18 protein-coding genes are annotated in these 21,131 nt (G+C 67.9%); 6 read left to right on the top strand and 12 right to left on the bottom strand.

From position 1 onward, the window contains the following. Positions 1-54: 54 nt before the first annotated feature. On the top strand, positions 55-1,218 hold the full coding sequence (gene argE, locus KIP89_RS06390; protein WP_213754588.1) for an acetylornithine deacetylase: 1,164 nt from the start codon (positions 55-57) through the stop codon (positions 1,216-1,218). A gap of 458 nt (positions 1,219-1,676) precedes the next feature. On the opposite strand, the gene KIP89_RS06385 is transcribed toward argE, so the two are convergent. The 3 genes from KIP89_RS06385 to KIP89_RS06375 all read right to left on the bottom strand — a co-directional run bounded on the left by KIP89_RS06385 (position 1,677) and on the right by KIP89_RS06375 (position 5,051). After that, positions 1,677-2,702 (bottom strand): Hsp33 family molecular chaperone, encoded by a 1,026-nt coding sequence (locus KIP89_RS06385; RefSeq protein WP_213754587.1) that lies wholly within the window; start codon positions 2,700-2,702, stop codon positions 1,677-1,679. Positions 2,703-2,874: 172 nt separating this feature from the next. Continuing rightward, positions 2,875-3,822, bottom strand: a complete 948-nt coding sequence (gene argF / locus KIP89_RS06380; protein WP_213754586.1) for an ornithine carbamoyltransferase — start codon at positions 3,820-3,822, stop codon at positions 2,875-2,877. Continuing rightward, a complete protein-coding gene (locus KIP89_RS06375; RefSeq protein ID WP_213754585.1) occupies positions 3,819-5,051 on the bottom strand; it encodes an aspartate aminotransferase family protein in 1,233 nt (410 codons plus the stop codon). The genes argF and KIP89_RS06375 overlap by 4 nt, the downstream gene beginning before the upstream one ends. Positions 5,052-5,683: 632 nt before the next feature. Here KIP89_RS06375 and KIP89_RS06370 point away from each other — a divergent pair. Both KIP89_RS06370 and KIP89_RS06365 read left to right on the top strand, forming a co-directional pair. Then, positions 5,684-6,187 (top strand): GcrA family cell cycle regulator, encoded by a 504-nt coding sequence (locus tag KIP89_RS06370; protein WP_213754584.1) that lies wholly within the window; start codon positions 5,684-5,686, stop codon positions 6,185-6,187. Positions 6,188-6,312: 125 nt separating this feature from the next. Beyond that, positions 6,313-7,071: a M48 family metallopeptidase gene (locus tag KIP89_RS06365; RefSeq protein ID WP_213754583.1), complete on the top strand. Its 759-nt coding sequence runs from the start codon at positions 6,313-6,315 to the stop codon at positions 7,069-7,071. 19 nt (positions 7,072-7,090) lie between these two features. Here KIP89_RS06365 and KIP89_RS06360 read toward each other — a convergent pair whose 3' ends face one another. Further along, entirely contained in the window at positions 7,091-9,250 is a 2,160-nt protein-coding gene (locus tag KIP89_RS06360; RefSeq protein ID WP_213754582.1) for a transglycosylase domain-containing protein, read from the bottom strand. Positions 9,251-9,532: 282 nt separating this feature from the next. Between KIP89_RS06360 and KIP89_RS06355 the strand changes: the two genes are divergently transcribed. Beyond that, the gene (locus KIP89_RS06355) at positions 9,533-10,963 is read left to right on the top strand and encodes an FkbM family methyltransferase (RefSeq protein ID WP_213754581.1); all 1,431 of its coding nucleotides are present in this window, start codon (positions 9,533-9,535) and stop codon (positions 10,961-10,963) included. Between the two features lie 19 nt (positions 10,964-10,982). On the opposite strand, the gene KIP89_RS06350 is transcribed toward KIP89_RS06355, so the two are convergent. From KIP89_RS06350 to KIP89_RS06325, 6 genes are all read right to left on the bottom strand, one after another. Beyond that, positions 10,983-11,888 carry an AEC family transporter gene (locus KIP89_RS06350; RefSeq protein ID WP_213754580.1) on the bottom strand — a complete coding sequence of 302 codons (906 nt, stop codon included), beginning with the start codon at positions 11,886-11,888 and terminating at the stop codon, positions 10,983-10,985. 65 nt (positions 11,889-11,953) lie between these two features. Continuing rightward, the gene (locus KIP89_RS06345) at positions 11,954-14,749 is read right to left on the bottom strand and encodes a [protein-PII] uridylyltransferase (RefSeq protein ID WP_213754579.1); all 2,796 of its coding nucleotides are present in this window, start codon (positions 14,747-14,749) and stop codon (positions 11,954-11,956) included. Between the two features lie 217 nt (positions 14,750-14,966). After that, positions 14,967-15,539, bottom strand: a complete 573-nt coding sequence (locus tag KIP89_RS06340) for a PRC-barrel domain-containing protein (protein WP_213754578.1) — start codon at positions 15,537-15,539, stop codon at positions 14,967-14,969. 151 nt (positions 15,540-15,690) lie between these two features. Then, entirely contained in the window at positions 15,691-16,152 is a 462-nt protein-coding gene (locus KIP89_RS06335) for a hypothetical protein (RefSeq protein WP_213754577.1), read from the bottom strand. Positions 16,153-16,404: 252 nt separating this feature from the next. Continuing rightward, a complete protein-coding gene (locus KIP89_RS06330) occupies positions 16,405-17,724 on the bottom strand; it encodes a sensor histidine kinase (protein WP_213754576.1) in 1,320 nt (439 codons plus the stop codon). A 12-nt stretch (positions 17,725-17,736) separates the two neighbouring features. Then, entirely contained in the window at positions 17,737-18,540 is an 804-nt protein-coding gene (locus KIP89_RS06325; protein WP_213754575.1) for a response regulator, read from the bottom strand. 203 nt (positions 18,541-18,743) lie between these two features. Between KIP89_RS06325 and KIP89_RS06320 the strand changes: the two genes are divergently transcribed. Together KIP89_RS06320 and KIP89_RS06315 are read left to right on the top strand one after the other, a co-directional pair. After that, positions 18,744-18,986, top strand: coding sequence for a NepR family anti-sigma factor (locus KIP89_RS06320; protein WP_213754574.1), 243 nt, complete (start codon positions 18,744-18,746; stop codon positions 18,984-18,986). Continuing rightward, positions 18,983-19,537, top strand: a complete 555-nt coding sequence (locus tag KIP89_RS06315; RefSeq protein WP_369807059.1) for a sigma-70 family RNA polymerase sigma factor — start codon at positions 18,983-18,985, stop codon at positions 19,535-19,537. The genes KIP89_RS06320 and KIP89_RS06315 overlap by 4 nt, the downstream gene beginning before the upstream one ends. Before the next feature lie 162 nt (positions 19,538-19,699). Here KIP89_RS06315 and KIP89_RS06310 read toward each other — a convergent pair whose 3' ends face one another. Next, positions 19,700-19,876, bottom strand: coding sequence for a DUF1328 domain-containing protein (locus tag KIP89_RS06310; protein ID WP_213754573.1), 177 nt, complete (start codon positions 19,874-19,876; stop codon positions 19,700-19,702). A gap of 110 nt (positions 19,877-19,986) precedes the next feature. Further along, positions 19,987-20,886 carry a LysR family transcriptional regulator gene (locus KIP89_RS06305; protein WP_213754572.1) on the bottom strand — a complete coding sequence of 300 codons (900 nt, stop codon included), beginning with the start codon at positions 20,884-20,886 and terminating at the stop codon, positions 19,987-19,989. Positions 20,887-21,131 lie beyond the last annotated feature (245 nt).

Here is a 21,131-nt window from a genome sequence, read left to right as displayed (position 1 = left end):
GCGCTGCAGCAAACCCCTTTATGCTGGTAGTCTGACCGCGACGGGGATCCCTTCATGCTTGCCGGACGAACGACGACCGAGGAACTGCTCGCCTATCTGGTCGCCTTCGACACCACCAGTCGCAATTCCAATCTCGATCTCATCGCCTTCGTGCGCGACTACCTCGCCGCCTATGGCGTGGAGAGCGTGACGATCCCGAGCGAGAGCGGGGAAAAGGCGAGCCTGTTCGCCACGATCGGCCCGAAGGGCATGGGCGGGGTGTGCCTGTCCGGCCATTCCGACGTGGTGCCGGTCGACGGCCAGCCCTGGACCAGCGACCCCTTCACCCTGACGCCCAAGGACGATCGCGTCTATGGGCGCGGCGCCTGCGACATGAAGGGCTTCATCGCCACCTGCCTCGCCATGGTGCCGCAGATGGCGGCGGCGACGCTTGCGACGCCGATTCATCTTCTGGTCTCCTATGACGAGGAGATCGGCTGCACCGGCGTCGTCCCGGCGGTGCGCCGGCTCGGCGTCGACCTGCCGCTTCCCCGCGCGTGCATCGTCGGCGAACCGACCTCGATGCGGGTGGTGGACGCGCATAAATCCGGCATCGCCTATATGACGACGGTGACCGGGCGCGAGGCGCATTCCTCCATGCCGCAGCTCGGCGCCAACGCCATCTTCGCGGCCGCCGAGCTGATCGGCGAGCTGGACCGTATGCGCGCCGAGCTGATCGCGACCGGCGATCCCAGCGGGCGTTTCGATCCGCCCAACACCACGCTTCAGGTGACGGTGATCGAGGGCGGCACGGCCGGCAACATCGTGCCGCGCCAATGCGCGCTGCGCTGGAACCTGCGCGGCCTGCCCGATTTCGACGAAGAGGCGCTGCTGGCGCGCTTCATGGCCTTCGCCGAGGGCACCGTGCTGCCGAAGCTGCGGGCCAGCGCGCCGGAAGCCGCCATCACCACCGATTTCATCTACAAGGTCCCCCCGCTGGCGCCGCAGACCGGCTCGCCGGCCGAGCTTCTGGCGCTGCGCCTCGCCGGGCAGAACCGCACCCACACCGTCGCCTATGGCACGGAGGGCGGGCATTTTCAGGCGCAGGGCATCCCGACCGTGATCTGCGGGCCGGGCTCGATCGACCAGGCGCACAAGCCCGATGAGTTCATCGAGGTGAGCCAGCTGCGCGCCTGCGAGCGGTTCCTCACCGGGCTGATCGCGGAGTGCGCGGGGTAGGGGCTTTGCGTTGAAAACGTGTCATCCCGGACGGCCAAAGGCCGATCCGGGATCGCATGCCGCCTTCGCTCACGCGGTTCCCGCCCTTACGCCGTCATCCCCGGGCTCGGCCCGGGGATCCACGACTTGGGCCGGGCGCGACGAGGAAGTCGTGGATGGCCGGACCAAGCCCGGCCATGACGGTGTGCGGGGATGGCGGCCGGGATGACGGTGACGTGCCTGCGTGCTTCGAGGCCCGGCTGCCGCCGGGCACCTCAGCATGACGGGACGTTTTGGCTTCCAAGAACAACGTCATCCTGAGGTGCGAGCGCAGCGAGCCTCGAAGGACGGCTGTCATGCCCTGCACATCTCAGAACGCCGTCATCCCCGGGCTCGGCCCGGGGATCCACGACTTGGACCGGGCGCGACGAGAGGGAAGTCGTGGATGGCCGGGCCAAGCCCGGCCATGACGTCGCCCGTCAGTTCGCGGCGGAGGCCTCGTCGGCCTCGTCCGCGCCCATCACCTCTTCCGCCCGGAAGCCGTAGTTCCGGCCGCAGAATTCGCAGGTGACGGTGATCCGGCCATCCTCGACCAGCGTGTCGCGCTCCTCGCGCGAGAAGCTGGAGAGCACGTTCATCACCCGCTCCTGCGAGCAGGAGCAGCGGGCGACCACGTTCTCGGCCTCGAACACCCGCACGCCGCGCTCGTGGAACAGGCGGTAGAGCAGCCTTTCGCTGGACAGGTCGCTGTCCACCAGCTCGATATCCTCCAGCGTCGCCACCAGCGACTGCGCCTCCATCCAGGCGTCTTCTTCTTCCGCCTGCGGCAGCGCGGTGCCTTCCGGCGCGTCGCCGGGGTGCAGGTCGACCGGGCGCAGATGCCCGCCCTCGGTGGGCAGGAACTGCACCATCAGCCCGCCGGCGCGCCAGGAGGAGGCGGCGCCGCCGGGATGCATCTCCTCGGCGACGGCGAGGCGCACGCGGGTCGGGATCTGCTCGGACTGGGTGAAATACTGGTGCGCGGCGGCTTCCAGCCCGGCCCCTTCCAGCGCCACCACGCCCTGATAGCGGTTGACGCTGAGCCCCTGGTCGATGGTCATCGCCAGATGGCCATGGCCGAGCAGCGCGGCGCTGTCGCCGCCCCGTCCGGCGGCCTGCATGGCGGCCAGCCGCTCGGCATTGAAGCGGGCATAGGCGCGCACATCCTGCGGGGCGGTGAAATCCACCACCAGCAGGTCGACCGGCCCGTCCGTGCGGGTCTGCAGGATGAAGCGGCCGGTGATCTTCAGCGTCGAGCCGAGCAGGACGGTGAGCGCCACCGCCTCGCCGAGCAGGCGCTTGACCGCCGGGGGATAGTCATGATGGGCGAGCACGGCATCGAGCGCCGTGCCGAGGCGCACCACGCGCCCGCGCACGTCGAGCCCGTCGACGTGAAAGGGGGTGACGCGGTCGTCCACCGCTTCAGCGGCGGGCGGGCGGGTATGGGGTTCGGTATGTGCTGTCATGTCGCCGGCCCATATGGGTGCGAGGGTGGAGTTTCGCGAGGGGGCGCCCCGCCAAGGGGTGCGCCACGACGCTGCGTCACCCCGGACCCGCGAGCCGGTCCGGGCTCGCCAGCCACAGGCTGAGCGATCCCGGTCGCGCGTTGGCGCCGGGATGACGCTCGAATGAGTAGCCTCAGGCCGCCGCGCCCTCGAGGCACCAGGCGAGGATGCCCTTCTGCGCGTGCAGCCGGTTCTCCGCCTCGTCGAACACCACCGATTGCGGGCCGTCCATCACCTCGTCGGTGACTTCCTCGCCGCGATGGGCCGGCAGGCAATGCATGAAGATGGCGTCGCTGGCGGCGCGCCGCATCAGCCCGCCATTGACCTGATAGGGCTGGAGCAGATTGTGCCGGCGCTCGGTCTCGGCATCGCCCATCGACACCCAGGTATCGGTGACGACGCAATCCGCGCCCTCCACCGCTTCCTCGGCGCTGTGGCCGAATCGGACCTTGGCGCCGGTGCTGCGCGCCCAGTCGATCAGGGCGGGGCGCGGCGCGAGTTCCGGCGGGGTGGCCACGTTCAGCGCGAAGTCGAAACGCTGCGCCGCGTGGACCCAGGAGGTGAGCACATTGTTGGCGTCGCCGGTCCAGGCCACGGTGCGCCCGGCGATCGGGCCCTTGTGCTCCTCGAAGGTCATCACATCCGCCATGATCTGGCAGGGATGGGACTCGCGGGTCAGCCCGTTGATCACCGGCACGCTGGCATAGGCGGCGAGTTCTTCGAGCGCCTCATGGTCGAGGATGCGGATCATGATCGCGTCGACATAGCGCGAGAGCACCTTGGCCGTGTCGGCGATGGTCTCGCCGCGGCCGAGCTGCATCTCCGCGCCGGTCAGCATGATCGTCTCGCCGCCGAGCTGGCGCATCGCGACATCGAAGGAAATGCGCGTGCGCGTCGAGGGCTGGTCGAACACCATTGCCAGCACCTTGCCGGCAAACGGCTTTTCGGCGGCAACCTCGCGGCGGCGGCTCTTGAGATCGTGCGAGAAGCGCATCAAGGCGCGCAGCTCGTCCGCGCTGAGCACATCGAGGTCGAGGAAATGCTTCACGGTGCTGCCCGTGGCTCCGTTGTTCGCGCTCATGCGGCCGCTCCCTTCACGGCAGCGACCTTGAGGCCGCTCTCGATTTTCGTGCAGGCGGCGTCGAGCCGGGTGAAGGCCGCCTCGATCTCCTCGTCGCCAATGGTCAGCGGCGGCAGGAGACGGACCACATTGTCGCTGGCGCCGGGCACGAGCATGCCTTCCTCGCGCAGGGCGGCGATGAGGTCGGTATTGGGCACATGGGTGCGCAGGCCGAGCAGCAGGCCCTCGCCGCGAATTTCGGCGATCACCTGCGGGTGGCTGTCCTTCAGCTCGGCCAGCTTCTGGCGCAGCCGGCCCGCGGTGGCCTGCACCTGCTCCATGAAGCCGTCGGCCAGCACCACGTCGAGCACCGCATTGGCGACGCTCATGGCGAGCGGGTTGCCGCCATAGGTGGAACCATGCGTGCCGGCGGTCATGCCCTTGGCGGCCTCTTCCGTGGCCAGGCACGCGCCGACCGGGAAGCCGCCGCCAATGCCCTTGGCCACCGCCATGATGTCCGGCGTGATGCCGGCCCATTCATGGGCGAAGAACCGGCCGGTGCGCCCGACGCCGCACTGTACCTCGTCCAGCATCAGCAGGATGCCATGGGCGTCGCACAAGTCGCGCAGCTCGCGCAGGAAGGACCAGGAGGCCGAGCGCACGCCGCCCTCGCCCTGCACCGGCTCGATCAGGATGCCGGCGGTCTCCGGCGTGATGGCGGCCTTCACCGCCTCAAGATCGCCGAACGGCACATGGTCGAAGCCCGGCATGTCCGGGCCGAAGCCTTCGAGATATTTCGCGTTGCCGGCGGCGGCGATGGTCGCCAGCGTACGGCCATGGAAAGCGCCGTTGAAGGCGATGATGCGGTTGCGCTCGGGATGGCCGCTGGCGAAGTGGTATCTGCGCGCCATCTTGATCGCGCATTCAAGGGCTTCCGCACCCGAATTGGTGAAGAACATGGTGTCGGCGAAAGTCGCCTCGATGAGGCGATTGGCCAGCCGCTCGCCGCCTTCGATGCGGAACACGTTCGAGATGTGCCAGAGCTTGCCGGCCTGCTCGGTGAGCGCGGCGACGAGGTGCGGATGGGCGTGGCCCAGCACGTTCACGGCAATGCCGGCGGTGAAGTCGAGATATCGCTGCCCGTCGCGCGTGAACAGCCAGGCGCCTTCGCCCCGCTCGAATACGAGGTTCACACGGTTATAGGTCGGCAGGACGGGGTCGATCACCACTCCCCTCCATCTCTTCTTCATGCACCCACGCGATCAGACATGGGCAGGTCCAAAAACGAAACGTGCCGCCCTTGCGGGGGCGGCACCCGAGATCGCGGATTTTATAGAAGAACCCTTGAGGGTCAATATTGCGCACCGGCTGCAAATGCAGAAGCGGCGGCCGGTGCGCCGTATTTCGCTCCGGCTCGGCCTCGAACACCGGCCGGGGCGCCGAGGGGCGGCACCATCACGGCGCTGTCCAGGAGCGGATCGGGCCGGGCCGCGTGGCTCTATGGCCTCGCCCCGCTTGCGCGGCCCCAAAGGACAGGGAGCGTGGGGCTGGCATTTCACGGCGCATCCAGAGCGGATTACCGCTCGCTGTGGACGAGGCCCGGCGAGGCTGTTCGGCGCGCGCGACTCAAGTTATTGATCCGACTCATATCCTTTCCCAAGTGTTGCGGCGCGGACTCTCAACTGGGGAAAACAATCGTTTCGGACGTGAACCTACTGTCCGTGAGTCCGCGCATATTGTAGCCTTCTCCTCGTCAGATACGACATCTCGTGCGGCGGCCTTCCCTAGTGGCGTTAGCGGCGTTCCATCTCGGCCAAGCCCGCTTGGCCGGAATGCTGCGGGATTCCGCCTGTGGAACGACGAGCGCGAAGGAGGCACAGCGATGAACTGGACGGACGAGCGCGTCGAGCTGCTCAAGAAACTCTGGTCCGAAGGGCTCTCGGCCAGCCAGATCGCCGCGGAGCTGGGTGGCGTCACCCGCAACGCCGTGATCGGCAAGGTTCACCGGCTCGGCCTGTCGGGCCGTGCCAAGGCCGTTGCCGCCGCCGCGCCCCGTCCGCGCAAGCCGCGCCCGGTGGCGCCCGGCGCGGCCCCCCGTCCCATGGTGCAGGGCAACACGGCGCTGGCGCCGGTGTACCACCCGGTGGTGGAGCCGGAGCCCATGGAGATGCCCGATCCGGTCTCCAATGTGGTGCCGATGGCGGACCGCTGCTCCATCCTCAACCTGACCGAGTTCACCTGCCGCTGGCCGGTGGGCGATCCCGGCAAGGCCGATTTCTTCTATTGCGGCAGCCGCACCAAGACGGGCCTGCCCTATTGCGCCTATCACGCCCGCATCGCCTATCAGCCGGTGCAGGACCGCAACCGCCGCCGTCTGGCGCGCTGAAGCGACGCGGCGGCACAGGGCGCCGGCTATCCGGCGCCTTCCGCTGAGCCGCGCGGCAATCTGCGTCTGGCGCGAGGCCCGCGAGGCGTCATAATGGCGCCCGGATTCCCCGGCCCGGTGGACTGATGCTTTTCCGCCCCGCGCAGCCTTCACCTGCCACCGCGACCGAACCCGCGACCTTTCGCGTGCGGGTTGGCGTGGAGGAAATTCTCGTCACCCTGCGCCGCAACCTCCGCGCCCGCCGCTATACGCTGCGTGTGCGCGCGGCCACGCGCGATGTGGTGCTGACCCTGCCGGCGCGCGGCACCGTCAACGAAGCCTATGATTTTGCCCGCCGCCACGCCGGCTGGATCAAGCTGCGGCTGGACCGGCTGCCGCAGGCGGTGGCGTTTCTGCCCGGCGCGGTGATCCCGCTGCGCGGCATTCCCCATCCCATCCTCCATGTTCCCGAGGCGCGCGGCACGGTCTGGGTTGGGCAGGTCGAGGGCGGGCCGGCGCTGTGCGTCGCCGGCGAGGTCGCCCATGTCGGCCGCCGCGTCACCGATTTTCTCAAGCGCGAGGCCAGGCGCGATCTGCTGGAAGCCTCGCGCCGCCATGCCGCCGCGCTCGGGGTGAGCATCACCCGCGTCACCCTGCGCGACACGGCGAGCCGCTGGGGCTCCTGCTCGGCCAAGGGGGCGCTGTCCTATTCCTGGCGGCTGATCTTCGCGCCCGCCTTCGTGCTCGACTATCTCGCCGCCCATGAGGTGGCGCATCGCCGGGAGATGAACCACGGCCCGCGCTTCTGGGCGACGGTGGACCGGCTGTTCCCCGCCCGCGCGCAGGCCGAGGCATGGCTGAAGACGCGCGGCGCCGAGCTGCACCGCTACGGCGCGGACGACTAAAACGTCGCTTTCCCGTGGCTCAGCTGCGGCCGAACAGCTTGTCGATCAGCCAGTTGTCCAGCCCCGGCCGGGGCGCTGCGGGCACGGGGCGCTGCGGGCCGCCGGTGACGACGGGCTCCTCCGGCGCCTCGCCCGGCGGCAGGCCGCCCGGCTGGTAGGTGCCCGCGCCGGGCAGGGTGACGGGCGGCACGTCCTTGTGCGCGGCCTTCATCACCTGGCTCCATATATCCACCGGCAGGCCGGAGCCGCCGGCCTTCTTGGTCGGCGAGGCATCGTCATTGCCCAGCCACACCCCGGCGATGAAGCGGCCAGTATAGCCGATGAACCAGGCGTCGCGGTAATCCTGGCTGGTGCCGGTCTTGCCCGCCGCCGGCCAGCCCGGCAGATCGGCGCGCCGCGCCGTGCCGACCAGCAGCACGTCCTGCATCATCCGGTTCATCATGGCGACGTGCGGGGGCGCCATCACCATGCCCCGGCTCGGCTGGGCATAGGCGTAGAGCACCTTGCCGGTCTTGTCGCGCACCCGCTCGATCACATGCGGGGTGACGCCGACGCCGCCATTGGCGAAGGGCGCATAGGCGTCGACCATCTCCATCAGCGAGACTTCCGAGGTGCCGAGCGCGATCGAGGCATTGGGCTCCAGCTTTGAGGCGATGCCGAGCCGGTGCGCGGTCTTGATCACCGCCTCCGGCCCGACCTCCAGGGCGAGGCGCACCGCCACCGTGTTAAGCGACAGCGCCAGCGCGGTCTTCAGGTCCACCGGGCCGCGATACTCCTTGGAGAAGTTCTCCGGCCGCCAACCCTTGATCTGGATCGGCGCATCCTCGCGCAGGCTCTCCGGGGTCAGGCCGCGCTCCATCGCGGTGAGATAGACGAAGGGCTTGAACGAGGAACCGGGCTGGCGTTTGGCGGTGATGGCACGGTTGAACTGGCTCTCCTCATAGGAGCGCCCGCCGACCAGCGCCCGCACGCCGCCATCGGTATCCATCAGCACGATGGCGCCCTGTTCGACGCCGAGCTTCTTGCCGCTCTTGCCGAGCGCATCCTTCAGCGCCTTGTCGGCGGCGGCCTGGAGGGCGGGATCGACCGTGGTCTGGACGATGATGTCGCCCTCGATCGGGCCGATGATGGATTTGAGCTGCTCCATCACCCAGTCGGCGACATAGCCGGTGGAGTCCGGCACCTGCGTCTTGGCCAGCGTCGCCGGGCGGGCGAGCGCCGCCTGCTGCATCTCCGCCGAGATGAAGCCGGCCTCGCGCATGGCGCCCAGCACCACTTCGGCGCGGGCCTGCGCGCCATCGAGATTGCGGGTCGGCGCGAGGAAGGAGGGCGACTTGACGAGGCCGGCGAGCATCGCCGCTTCCGACAGCGTGACCTGCCGCGCCGACTTGCCGAAATAACGCTGCGCCGCCGCCTCGACGCCATAGGCGCCCGCGCCGAAATAGACGCGGTTCATATAGAGTTCGAGGATCTCGTTCTTGGAGTACTTCGTCTCCAGCCAGATCGACAGAATCAGCTCCTGCACCTTGCGCGAGAGGGTGCGCTCCTGCGTCAGGAACAGGTTCTTGGCGAGCTGCTGGGTCAGCGTCGAGCCGCCCTCGCGCAGCCGCCCGGCGGTGAGGTTGACGACCACCGCGCGGGCTAGGCCGAGCGGGTCGAGCCCGAAATGCGCATAGAAGCGCCGGTCCTCGATGGCGACGAAGGCCTGCGGCAGATAGGGCGGCAGGGCACGCAGCGGCACGTTCGCCCCGCCCATCTCGCCGCGCGTGGCGATTGCCTTGCCGTCGGAGCCCTGAATGATGACGGTCGGCGGACGCTCGGGAATGGCGATGTTCTGGATCGGCGGAAGCTGGCTCGCCTCATAGAAGATGAGGCCGCCAAGCGCGATCACGCCCCAGAGGCCGAGCACCGCGCCCCAATAGAACAGCCGGCCGAGCAGGCCGCGCCGCGGCCGCCGTCGCCCGCCGCCACCGGAGCCGCGCGTGGCGCCCTTCGCCGCGCCGGAGGAGGCATTGGCGGCGCCCTTGCGCGCCTTGTTTCCGCTGGAACTGCGCTCGCGCGCCATGGAATTGCTGCCGAGCGTCGGGCGGTCGTCGGCGGTCAGGCGCAGGTCGCCATCGAAGCCGGGCGTGCCCAGCACCGGCTCGCGCCGCTCGATCTCGCCTCGCCGTCCGAACATGAAACGCATTACCCCCAGCCCTGCCGGTAAACGAACCCTAAATGACGGCGTTTAAAGGGGGGTTAAGCGGAGAGAATGGGGCGGGGAGGGCGTCATGCGCCCGCCGATCTGGCGGCGCAGGCATAGGGCGGGTCTTGTTGCCTACAGGAAGGTTGTAAATTGAAAGTATTATATAACCATAAATGGTTATTAAATACCGTGAAGGGAATAGATTTATTACATTTGACTTCCGAAAGTCAGTAACGCACTCTTATTTACGTTGGGAAAAGCTGGGAGTTCGTCATGAACATCGAAGCGGTTCAGGGTGCGTTCGGCGTTTTCGAAATATTTGGCCATGATGCGGGGATCCGGCTGAAGCTCAAGGAATATGGCGCCTATCAGGGCTCCAACCTCGCCATGCTGATGGATGCGCTCGGGCCCGGCGATCATGTGCTCGATCTGGGCGCCCATGTCGGCACGTTCGCGATACCGCTTGCCACCCGGGTCGGTCCCACCGGGCGGCTGGTGGCGGTTGAGGGAACAGCCGAGACCCATGCGCTGCTCAGCCGCAACATGGAGGCCAATGGCGTGAGCTGGGCTAGCGCCCTGCATCGCGTGGTTTCCGCGACGCCCGGCTTTTATGCGGTGAATTTCGGCGGCGAGGACCGGATGTACAACACCGGTGCAGCCCGCCACGAGCCCGCCGCACAGGGTGTGGCATCCATCTCTTTCGAGGAACTGGTCGAGCGGCATCTCGACGGCCGGCTGGACGCGATAAAAATCGACGTCGAGGGCATGGATTACGCGGTCCTTTCCGCCGGTGCCGACCTGATCCGGGATTCACTGCCGACCGTGGCGTTCGAGGCAACCCTCACCCCCGCTCGCGCCGCCGAGTATGACGCGCTTTTTGGTTCCAACTTTGCCTTCTACGAGAACCTCGAATTCCGCAACGGGTGCATTGACGGCTATCTGGCGCATCCGCTCGAGACTCTCGCGGGCACCTATGCGCGGGGCCAGCACAATCTCTTCGCGGTAGCGCGCGGCAGCGCGATCCATCGGCGCTGGCAGGAGCAGATGGAGGACGAGCAGGAGGCCCTGCTGCGCACCGCGCTTCATCTGCGTCGACGCGGCGACGAGGCCGCGAGTGATGAACTGGTCATGGACCGGCTCGATGGCGGCACGGCTCTGCGGGCGATCGTGCGGGCGGAAGTGCTCAGCCGCTACCACCGGAATGACGAGGCGGCCGCGACCGCCGGGCGCGCGGTCGAGATGGCCCCGTCGGATTGCGAAATCCTCTACCGCGCGGCGCGGGTTCACCATCGCGTCGGCGATCGAGGTGCCTGGCTCGAACTCACCGGCCTTGCGGCGCAGGCCAATCCCCGGTCCTCATCGGCGGTTCTGGCCCATGCCCGCGCCCTTCAGGCGGATCGTCGCCGCGACGAGGCGGCCCAGGTCATCGGCGGCTATCTCGAGCGGTTCGGCGATCACCCGCAGGCGCTGATGGCGGAAGCGCGCCTCCGGGAGCGGGCGGATCCCCGGCAGGCGATCGAGATCGCGCGGCGCGCGACGCGCATTCGCCCCACCGATGTCGGTCTGCGCCTCGCCCTTGTCGACATGCTCAAGGCGGCCGGGGAGCGGCGCGCCGCCATCGACGAACTCGTCGCCATGAGCCGGGCCAACCGGCATCATCCCAAGATCCGTCAGGCGCTGGACGACCTGCGCGCGGCGAACTAGTCGGCGCGGCGGGCGAGGCTCACAGTGCGGCGATCAGCGTCCACCAGCCCAAGGCTGTGAGCATGGAGAGCGGCACGCCGAGGCCGATCAGCGCGGCGATGAGGTCGGGTTCCAGATCATTGTCCATGGCGATGACGCTGGCGCCGAGCATGGGCGGCATGGCCATTTCCAGCATGGCCACCTTTGCCACCGGGTCCGCCGTGTCGCCGAGCGCGGCATACATCGCGATCAGCAGCGCCGGGGCGAGGAGCAGCCGGTGCGTGAGCCCCACGCCGAGCGGCGCGAGATGCTGCTTCAGCCGGTCGATGCGCAGCGCGTAGCCGACCGCCGCCAGCGCCAGCGGGGTGAGCGTCGCGGCGAGCGCGGTGACGATCTCATCGAGCCAGTCGGGCCGGTCGAGATGGTTGGTGGCGAAGGCGATGAGGATGGCGATGAAGGGCGGGAAGGTGATGATGCGCTTGCCCACGGCCTTCAGGTCCAGCCGCCCCTCGCTCGCCACGGCGGCGATGGCAAGGCCCAGCGTCGACAGCGCGAGATAGGAGCCGAACAGGTCGATGACGATGCCGAGGCCGAGCCATTGGCTGCCGGCGAAGGCGGCGATCATCGGCAGGCCGACAAAGGAGGTGTTGCCCCAGCCGGCGCCGAGGATCAGCGCCCCGGTGCGCCCGCGCGACCAGCCGAGCGCCCGGCACAGCGGCACCAGAACGAGGATGGCGACGAAGGCGCCGAGCCAGGGCGTGGCCGCCGCCAGCCACCAGTCGGGATGGACCGTGAGCTTGTGGAAGCTCTCCAGCGCCGCCGCCGGCAGCGCGACATTGATCACCCAGCCCGCCAGCACCTTGCCGGCATTGTCCGGCAGCCGCCCGCTCCAGCGCAGCACCACGCCCAAAGCGAGGCACACCAATATCAGCGCGATTTCATGCACGGGGCAGCTCCCGCAAGGCTCGACGGAATTTGGATACCGCGCCGGGCGCGTCCTTGCCAGCCGCCCTACGCCGCGTTGGCCTCGTCGTCCGCGTCGAGCACGGCGAGCAGGGCGCGGCGGATGGCGGAGTGGCGGGCGGCGCCCATGATCTTCGCGCCCATCAGATCGGTGACATAGAACACGTCCACCGCCCGCTCGCCGAAGGTCGCGACATGTGCCGAGGCGATGTTGAGGTTGAGGCGCGAGAGGGTCTGGGTGAGGCCGTAGAGCAGGCCCGGCCGGTCGAGGCCGGAGACTTCCACCACCGTGTGCTTGTTCGACCAGCTATTGTTCAGCGTCACCTCGGGCTCGACGGTGAAGGCGCGCGGGCGCTTGGTGAGCTTTCGCGCCACCACCTCGGGCAGGCGGATGTCGCCGGCCAGCGCCTTCTCGATCGCCCCGGCAATGCGGTCGGCGCGGCGCAGTTCGTCATCGTCCAGCTCGAAGGCGCGGGTGAGCGAGATGGTGTCGAGCGCGCGCCCGTCCGTCGTGGTGCTGATCTGCGCGTCGACGATATGCGCCCCGGCGCTGGCGCAGGCGCCGGCGATGACGGCGAGCAGCTTGGGATGGTCGGGCGCGAACACGGTGAGCTCGGTGATGCCGCGCGCGGGATCGGTCTTGGTGGTGGTGGCGAGGGCTCGCCCGGCCGCCTCCGCCTCCAGGATGAAGCGGGCATGGGCGATCTGCTGGTCGCGGTCGGTCTGCAACCAGTAGGAAGGGTAATGCCGGCCGAGATAGGCGTCGCGCGCCGCCGCGTCCCAATCGGGCAGGGCGGCGCGGAACTCGGACTGGGCGCGGGCGACGCGCTGGGTGCGGTTGCTCTCGGAGAAACCGCCGGTGACCACCGGCTCGGTCTCGTAATAGAGCGTGCGCAGGAGCTGGGATTTCCAGTTGTTCCACACGCCCGGCCCCACGGCGGCGATGTCGGCGGTGGTGAGGATTTCCAGCAGCCGCATCCGCTCAAGGCTCTGCACCACGGCGGCGAAGTTCTCGATTGTCTTGCGGTCGGACAGGTCGCGCGACTGCGCGATGGTCGACATGGTCAGGTGCTGTTCGATCAGCCAGGCCACGGTGTCCGTGTCGCTGGGCGAGAGGCCGAAGCGCGGGCACAGCTTGCGCGCGACGCGGGCGCCGGCGATCGAATGGTCTTCCGGCCGGCCCTTGGCGATGTCGTGCAGGAAGGTCGCGACATAGAGCAATTGCCGGTTCTTGATCTGCTGCATCAGCTCGTTGGCGAGGCCGAAATCCGGCCGGTCGCCCTTCTCGATGCGCGTGAGCACGCCGATCGAGCGGATGAGATGCTCGTCCACCGTGTAGGAGTGGTACATGTTGAACTGCATCATCGCGACCACGCGGCCGAATTCCGGCACGAAGCGGCCGAGCACGCCGGTCTCGTTCATCCGCCGCAGCACGATCTCGGCGCTGTCCCGCGAGCACAGGATCTCCAGAAACAGCCGGTTGGCTTCCGCGTGCTCGCGTACCCGCGTGTCGATCAGCTTGAGCGAGCGCGTGGCGAGGCGCATCGCGTCCGGGTGGAAGGCGAGGCCGTGCTTGCCGGCGAGATGGAAGATGCGGATCAGGTTGACCGGGTCGCGGCCGAAGGCGCTGGCGTCGGCGACATTGATGCGGTCATTGTCGACGATGAAGTCGGCGCTTTCCTTGAAGGTGCGGCGCGGCGAGCGGCGCAGGCGGGCGATCATCCGGTTGAGCCGGGGCACCGGCTTGTCGTGCCGCTCCTCCAGCGCCGCCGAGACGATGGCGGTGAGGTCGCCGACATCCTTGGCGACCAGGAAATAGTGCTTCATGAAGCGTTCGACGTCGCGCATGCCGGGATGGGAGACATAGCCGAGCCGCTCGGCCATTTCGCGCTGGAGGTCGAAGGACAGGCGCTCCTCGGCCTTGCCGGCGACGAAATGCAGATGGCAGCGCACCGACCAGAGGAAATCCTCGCAGCGCCGGAACAGCCGCGCTTCCTCGTCGTTGAACACGCCCTTGGCGACCAGCTGGCGCGTCTCGTGCACGCGGTAGACGTATTTCGCGATCCAGAACAGCGTGTGCAGATCGCGCAGGCCGCCCTTGCCGTCCTTCACATTGGGCTCGACCACGTAGCGGGACTGGCCGCCGCGCTTCAGCCGGTCCTCGCGCTCGGTGAGCTTGGCGGCGACGAATTCGGCCGCCGTGCCCTGCACGATCTCGGTATCGAAGCGGGTGGCCAGCTCCTCGAACAGAGCGCGCTCGCCGAGCAGCAGCCGGGCTTCCAGAATCCCGGTGCGGATGGTCATGTCGGCACGGGCCTGACGGATGCACTCATCCACCGAGCGCGTCGCATGGCCGACCTTCAGGCCCATGTCCCAGAGCACATAAAGCATCGCCTCGGCGACGCTTTCGCCCCAGGCGGTCTGCTTGTAGGGCAGCAGGAAAAGAATGTCGGTGTCGGAGCCCGGCGCCATCAGGCCGCGGCCATAGCCGCCGACCGCGATGATCGCCATGCGCTCCGAGGTCGAGGGATTGTCGGACGGGTAGAGAAAGCGCACCACCAGCTCATGCACCAGCTGGATGATCTCGTCCTGCAGGCGCGACAGCCGCTCGGCGCAGCGCCGGCCGGAGCCTTCCTCCATCAGCCAGCGTTCGGCGGTGGCGTGCCCCTGCTGATAGGCGAGCTTCAGCCGCCGCGCGAGCTGGCCGCGAAGTTCGATCTCGCGCCCCGAAGTGGTGCTCGTCACTACCGTCTCGGCGAGGGCGGTGAGTTCCACCCGCAGGGCTTCGAGGTCGAAGAGTTCCTTGAAGGGATGGTCGGCGCGGCGGCGGCGGGTGTCGGTCATGTGGGGGTCCGGCTGATCACCCCCCGCTTTACCTGATCCGGGCCGCCGCGTCATCGTGCGCCGCGTCCTATCGGCACTCCCAAACGAGACGGTATCCCAAACGAGACATGCCCGGCACCGCGGGAGCGGGCCGGGCATGTCCGTCCTGACGGGGCGCGTGGCGCGCGGCCGTCGCTAGGCGGAACCGCGCGAGGCGGTCACGGTCGGGTCAGGCGTGTCAGTTAGTGGTCGCCGGAGCGGTGGTGCTGGTATTGGAGGTCGTGCTGCGGGTGTCTTCCAGCGACTTGAACTCGGGCGCCGCGTTCAGCTCCTCCTTGGTCAGCGCCACCACGATCTTCTGACCGTCATCGGTCGGGGTCGGGGTCAGCGATTCGAAGGAGACGGCGACGGGCTTGGCGCCGATGCCGAGGAAGCCGCCGACATCGATCACCGCCGCGACGATGGAACCGTCACGCTCGATCACCACGTCGCTGATCGAGCCGAGGGCCTCGTCATTGGAGGTCACGACCTCGCTGCCCATCAGGTCGGAGCCGAGCCACTGGCCGCTCGACTGGGCGCTGACGAATTTCGGGGTGGCCGGCACGGTCGTGGTGGCCGCGCTGTTGTTCATGGTGCCGGACGGGGAGTTCGGCATTTCCGACGCGGGAGCCTGCGGGGTGCCGGCATCCGGCACGACCGGGCTGGCGGCCGGCGGGGTGGTGGTCGAGGGGGACGAGCTCTGCGCAAAGGCCACCGCCGGGGCGAGAGACAGGGCGGCGACGGCCGTGAGCGTCACGATCTTGTTGGTCATCGTCTTTCTCCTGTGCGTATACTTTTGATGTGAGCGCGACCATGTGGGCCGCTTGCAAAGTAAACGTCTCAAGAGTTGGCTGGTTCCCCGATTAATTGTCCCGCACTCTGGAATTTCCCGAATATGCTGCGCGGGCATAGACTAAAATGCACTATCCGAGGGAGGCGACGCAGATAGTGAGGTCTTCCGTGGCGAGGCTGGAGCGGGTCGGACCGAGAGCGGAGACGCATCCCTTGGGCGGGCGTGTCGCACGGGCCGGGCGCATGTCCGGCGTGTTCTGCGCGGTCGGCGCGCCATCCGCGCCAACGTGCGTGGCGGCGGTCTGGGCAGTGCCGGCGGGGAGCACGTTCTTGGCCATCATCGAGCTGCCCATCGGGTTCTGCGGCAGCCGCAGATCGAGCCGCGCGCCCTTGGCCGTGCGGTTGACCTGGTGGGCCTGCGTCGCGGCCTGCGGGGCCGGCGTCTGCGGGCCATAAACGCCGGCAGGGGCGATCCGGGGGCTCGTGCCGGCGCCCAGCGCCACCGCGGCGAGCGGAATGGCAATGGCGAAGCCCGACACGGCGCCGATCATGTAGGCTGAGGTTTTTCCGGCAAGACTGGCAAAGGCGTTCATGGTCCTCTCCACCCGGCAGCCGCGTGACGCAGGCACAGCCTGCCGTCCGGGCGCGGGCCGCAGCCCCGCCGGATGGTTCGTCCGCGAGCGATATTGGTCGAAAATGGGAGGGGAGGTGGCCGGACGGCCGCCATCCCCGCGATCGCATGGTTAACGTCGTGCAAACCCACTGGTTCCCGTCCACCGGCAACGAGGGGCGTGGCTCAACAATGTTTGATCGCGGGTGCGGGGCGTCGGGTCGCGCCGGCCGGTTCAGCGGCCGGCGGTCAGGTGCTGCTCGGGAACGGAGACGTGGCAGCTAAAGCCGGTGGGGGCGAAATCAAGCTCGACCGTGCCGTCGAGCGCGCGGGCCAGATTGCGCTCGATCACCAGCGAGCCGAAGCCACGCCCGCGCGGCGGCTCCACCGGCGGGCCGCCGCTTTCCGCCCAGGACAACTCGAAGCCACCGCCGGCCTCGGCCAGGCGGCGTGACCAGTTGATGGTGACATGCCCGCCCGGCACCGACAGCGCGCCATATTTGGCCGCGTTGGTCGAGAGTTCGTGCAAGGCAAGGCCAATATTCTGCGCCGCCTCGGGCTTGAGGAAGATGTCCGGGCCCTCGGCCGAGACCTGGCTGTTCTCGCGGTCGATATGATGGCCGAGCTGCGAGCGGACCATGTCGGTCAGCGAGGCGCCGTGCCAGCCTTCCTGCACCAACAGATCATGCGAGCGGGCCAGGGCCTGAAGACGGGCGCTGAAGATTTCGACGAAATCGTCGATCGAGCCGGCATGGCGGGCCGTCTGGCGCGCCATCGCCTGAATGACGGCGAGCAGGTTCTTCGAGCGGTGCGTCAGCTCGCGCATCAGGAGCCGCAGATGCTGCTCGTTCTCCTTGCGGTCGGTCACATCGACCACCGCGCCGGTCAGGCCGACAGTGAGGCCCGACAGGTCGCGCAGCGGCTCGACATGCACGTCGTACCAGCATTTGCGGCCGTTCTCGTCGACCTCGACCTCGCCCTTTCGCGGCTCCGTCGCATTGAGAGCCTCGCGCTTGAGCAGCGTGATCGCCTGCGCCGGCATTTCGCCCAGCAGGTCGGCATCGCTCGCGCCGACGGCGGCATCCACGGGATGGCCGAACAGCGGCTTGCTCACCGAGGTGTAACGCTGGTCCCTGTCCTGGGTGAAAATCGCCACATTGGAGCCGCGCAGCGCCATCTCGTAGCGTTGCAGAACGGTGGCCAGTTCAAGCGTCAGACGCCGCTGCTCCTGCGCCACCCGTGCGGGGGTGGGCAGGTTGGCGAGGGCGCGCAGGTTGCTCCACAGGGCGATGGCGCCGATGAAGTTGATGATGGCGAGGCCGGTGCGCACGGCCGTCGGCATCCAGGGCGCGATCTGCACATTCGAGGCCACGACCAGCGAGAGCAGGCCGAGCATCAACAGCAGCGAGCCCAGAAGGCAGCCGAGCAGCTTCATCTGCCCGGAGAGGTCGCGACGCAGGATCATCAGATAGAAGATGCCGGCGGACATCGCCCAGCACGCAACGATCGTCGTCCATCGCGCGGCGCTGTCGATGAAGCTCAGGTCGATCGACATTTAACTACCGGGTCAGGCCGTGGCGCGCTGCTCTCGCGGACGGGCCTTGCGCTCGAAGAACAGAGCCTGGCTGATCACGGCGGCGACGGTGGACGGCTGGAAGGGCTTGGCGATGAGGAAGGCCGGCTCCGGGCGAATGCCGGTGAGGAAACGCTCGGGATAGGCGGTGATGAAGATCACCGGAACCTCGACCCCTTCGATCAGCTCATTCACCGCGTCGAGCCCCGAGGAGCCGTCGGCGAGCTGGATGTCGGCCAGGATCATGCCCGGCGGCTTGCGGCGCGCGAGGCTGACCGCCTCGGAATGGGTGCGGGCAATACCGCTCACGCGGTGGCCGAGGCCTTCGACCAGCCCCTCCAGATCGAGGGCGATGAACGGCTCGTCTTCGATGATGAGCACCTCGGTGGCGATCTCGGCGGCGAGTTCGCGACCGGCATCCTCCACGAGGTTGCGCAGGGTCGGCACGTCGATGTCGAGCACCGAAGCGGCGTCTTCCTCGCCGAAGCCTTCCAGCGACACGAGGAGGAACGCCTGCCGGACGATCGGCGTTATATGGCTGAGACGGCGTTCGCCCTGAACCTCGATCGAGGCGGGGTCGATCTCGGCATTGATCGCCACCGAATTCCACAACCGGGTGAGCAGCCGGTACAGCGCCACGCGCGGCTCAACCTCGCGGTCGAGCGTGGAAGGGTCGGCGATCAGCGTTTCAAGGAGGGCCGTGACATAGGCGTCGCCGGCGGACTGGCTACCGCTCAGCGCGCGGGCATAGCGGCGCAGGAACGGCAGATGCTGTGCGACAAGTTGCGAGGTGCTCACACGCGTCTCCCCAAAGTGCGAAAAGGCAAGCAACCATTAACGCCATATGAAGGGCATGGTTCCCGGTTGCCGCCAAAATAAACTTAAAATCTCGAATGGTCCCGGAACCGCCGTGCCACTCGCTCGTTATGGAGGGGCAACATGCGACGGGGCCGTCCTTTTCTTTTACCCGTTTCGGGGGCTCGATGTCGGGAAAACATACGATGAATGATGAGCGGTCCGGGGGACAGGCGGGCAGCGCGGAGGCGTTGACCAGCACTCCCCTGCCGGGACATGCGGGTACCGCACTCGGCAACGACATTCAGGCCAAGATCGGCCAGCATCTGCGCGCCATGTATGATGACGTGGTGCGTCAGGGCGTGCCTGATCGTTTCCTCGATCTTCTCTCCCAACTCGACAAGCCGGCTACGAAGGCTCAGTCGGGCGAGGACGGAGGCGAGAAGTGAGCCAGTTCGACCCTGTGCTGCGCGATGAAATCATCGCGGCCATTCCGAATCTGCGCGCGTTCGCCATCTCGCTCAGCGGCAATGTCGATCGCGCGGATGATCTCGTGCAGGAGACGCTGCTGCGCGCCTTCGCCAACATCAACAGCTTCCGCACCGGGACCAACCTTCCCGCGTGGCTGTTCACCATCCTGCGCAATCTCTTCCGGTCCGAGTACCGCAAGCGGCGCCGCGAGGTGCCCGATTCCGATGGCGCCTTCGCCGCGACGCTGACGACAAATCCCGACCAGAACACGCATCTGGACTTCGAGGATTTCCGCACCGCGCTCGACAAGCTGCCGTCCGACCAGCGCGAAGCCCTTGTGCTCGTCGGCGCGTCCGGCTTCTCCTATGAGGAGGCTGCCGAGATCTGCCAATGCGCGGTGGGCACCATCAAGAGCCGCGTGAACCGGGCGCGCAAGCGTCTGGGCGAATTGCTGGCGATTGAAGATGCCGGGGATTTCGGTCCCGACAAGACCACCCAGGCCATCATGACGGCCAGCGACCGGCTCTGAGCCGGAACCTTCTCCTTATCGCCGCTCTCTTCGACATGACGCCGGCCGTCCGCGCGGGCGGGCGATGATGCGCGCGTGTCAGCGCCTCTGGTCGATGCCCGACGCACAGGAAAAAGCCCCGGTCCATGGCCGGGGCTTTTTGCGGTCGCGCTGTTGCCGGGCTCAGGGAGCCCGGCTGCGGCCCCGGAACATGCCGATGACGGCGGAGACCAGAAACAGGATGATCGCCACGAAGAAGATGATCTTGGCGATTTCGATGGCCGTGCCGGCGATGCCGCCAAAGCCCAGCACCGCCGCGATCAGCGCGACGACGAGAAAGGTAAGTGCCCAACCCAGCATGGGATGCCTCCGAAGATGAGGCGGCGGGTGGCCGCCTTGCAAAAGCGGCCTGCGCCGCGTCGCGGGGACAACGAGCGTAGCCGGCACAGGTTCCCGCACTGCGAGGTCTGTCAGATACGGGTCGCCAGCACCGGCGCAATGGCGCGGGCTTCCGCCACCAAAGCGGTGACGGTCGGCGTCATCGGCTCGCGGTCCAGCACCACGAGGCCCATCTGGTGCGAGACCTCCGGTTCGACGATCGGGATCGAGCGGATGCTGGGCGGGAAGGCGAACACATCGGCCAGCGTCTTGGCTACCACGCTCGCCCATTTGCCGGTGCGCACATGGGAGAGCAGGGCGATGGTGGAATTGGCCTCCAGCATCGGCGTCACCCGGTGCCCGGCCTCGGCGAGCTGCTTGTCGACGATGCGGCGGTTCTGCATGTCCGGGGTGAGCAGGCAGAGCGGCACCTGGCCGATTTCCTGCCAGGTCACCTGCGCCCGGTCGCCGAGCGGGGAATCGACCGAGGTGAGGAAGCGGTAGCCTTCCTTGTAGAGCGGAAAGGTCTTCAGCCGCCCGACCGGGTCATTGTCGAGATAGGTGACGCCGGCATCGGCTTCGAGATTCTCGATCAGCCGCAGCACCTCGTTCGAGCTGGCCGACATCAGCGTGAAGCGCACATCGGCGTGCTTCTCGCGGAACGGCGTGGTCAGTTCCGAGAGCATGGGCATGGCGGTGGGAATGGCGGCGATGCGCAGATGGCCGGACAGGCCCTTGCGCATGCCGGCGATTTCCTGGCGCATGGCGCGCACGTCGCCGATGACCCGGCGGGCCCAGTCCAGCGCCCGCTCGCCCTCCGGCGTGAAGCCGATGAAGCGCGAGCCGCGCTCGACCAGACGGACGCCGAGCTGCTCCTCAAGCTGCTTCAGGCCGGCGGAAAGGGTGGGCTGGGTCACGCCGCAGGCCTCGGCGGCGCGGCCGAAATGGCGCTCCTTGGCGAGGGCGAGCAGAAGTTCGAACCGGTCGATCACGCAATACTTCCTGACACGTACGATAGAACGTTTCTATCAGACTATCAGCTTTCACATCAGATACGAGTTGGACCGATTCAAGTTCGCACGATGCCGCACAGGAAGCGGGCAGGGGGCGGGGCGCGTGTTCGGCCGGGTGCGTCGGGAGGAAAGACGTGGATGGCCGGGTCAAGTCCGGTCCTGACGGCGGGCGGGGATGGTCGCGCGAGGATACCCAATCCTCCCCCACACCAAAAGTCCCGTCC

It is taken from the genome of Ancylobacter radicis (assembly GCF_018449475.1).
Taxonomy (GTDB): Bacteria; Pseudomonadota; Alphaproteobacteria; order Rhizobiales; family Xanthobacteraceae; genus Ancylobacter; species Ancylobacter radicis.
This window is presented reverse-complemented; position numbering and strand designations above follow the sequence as displayed.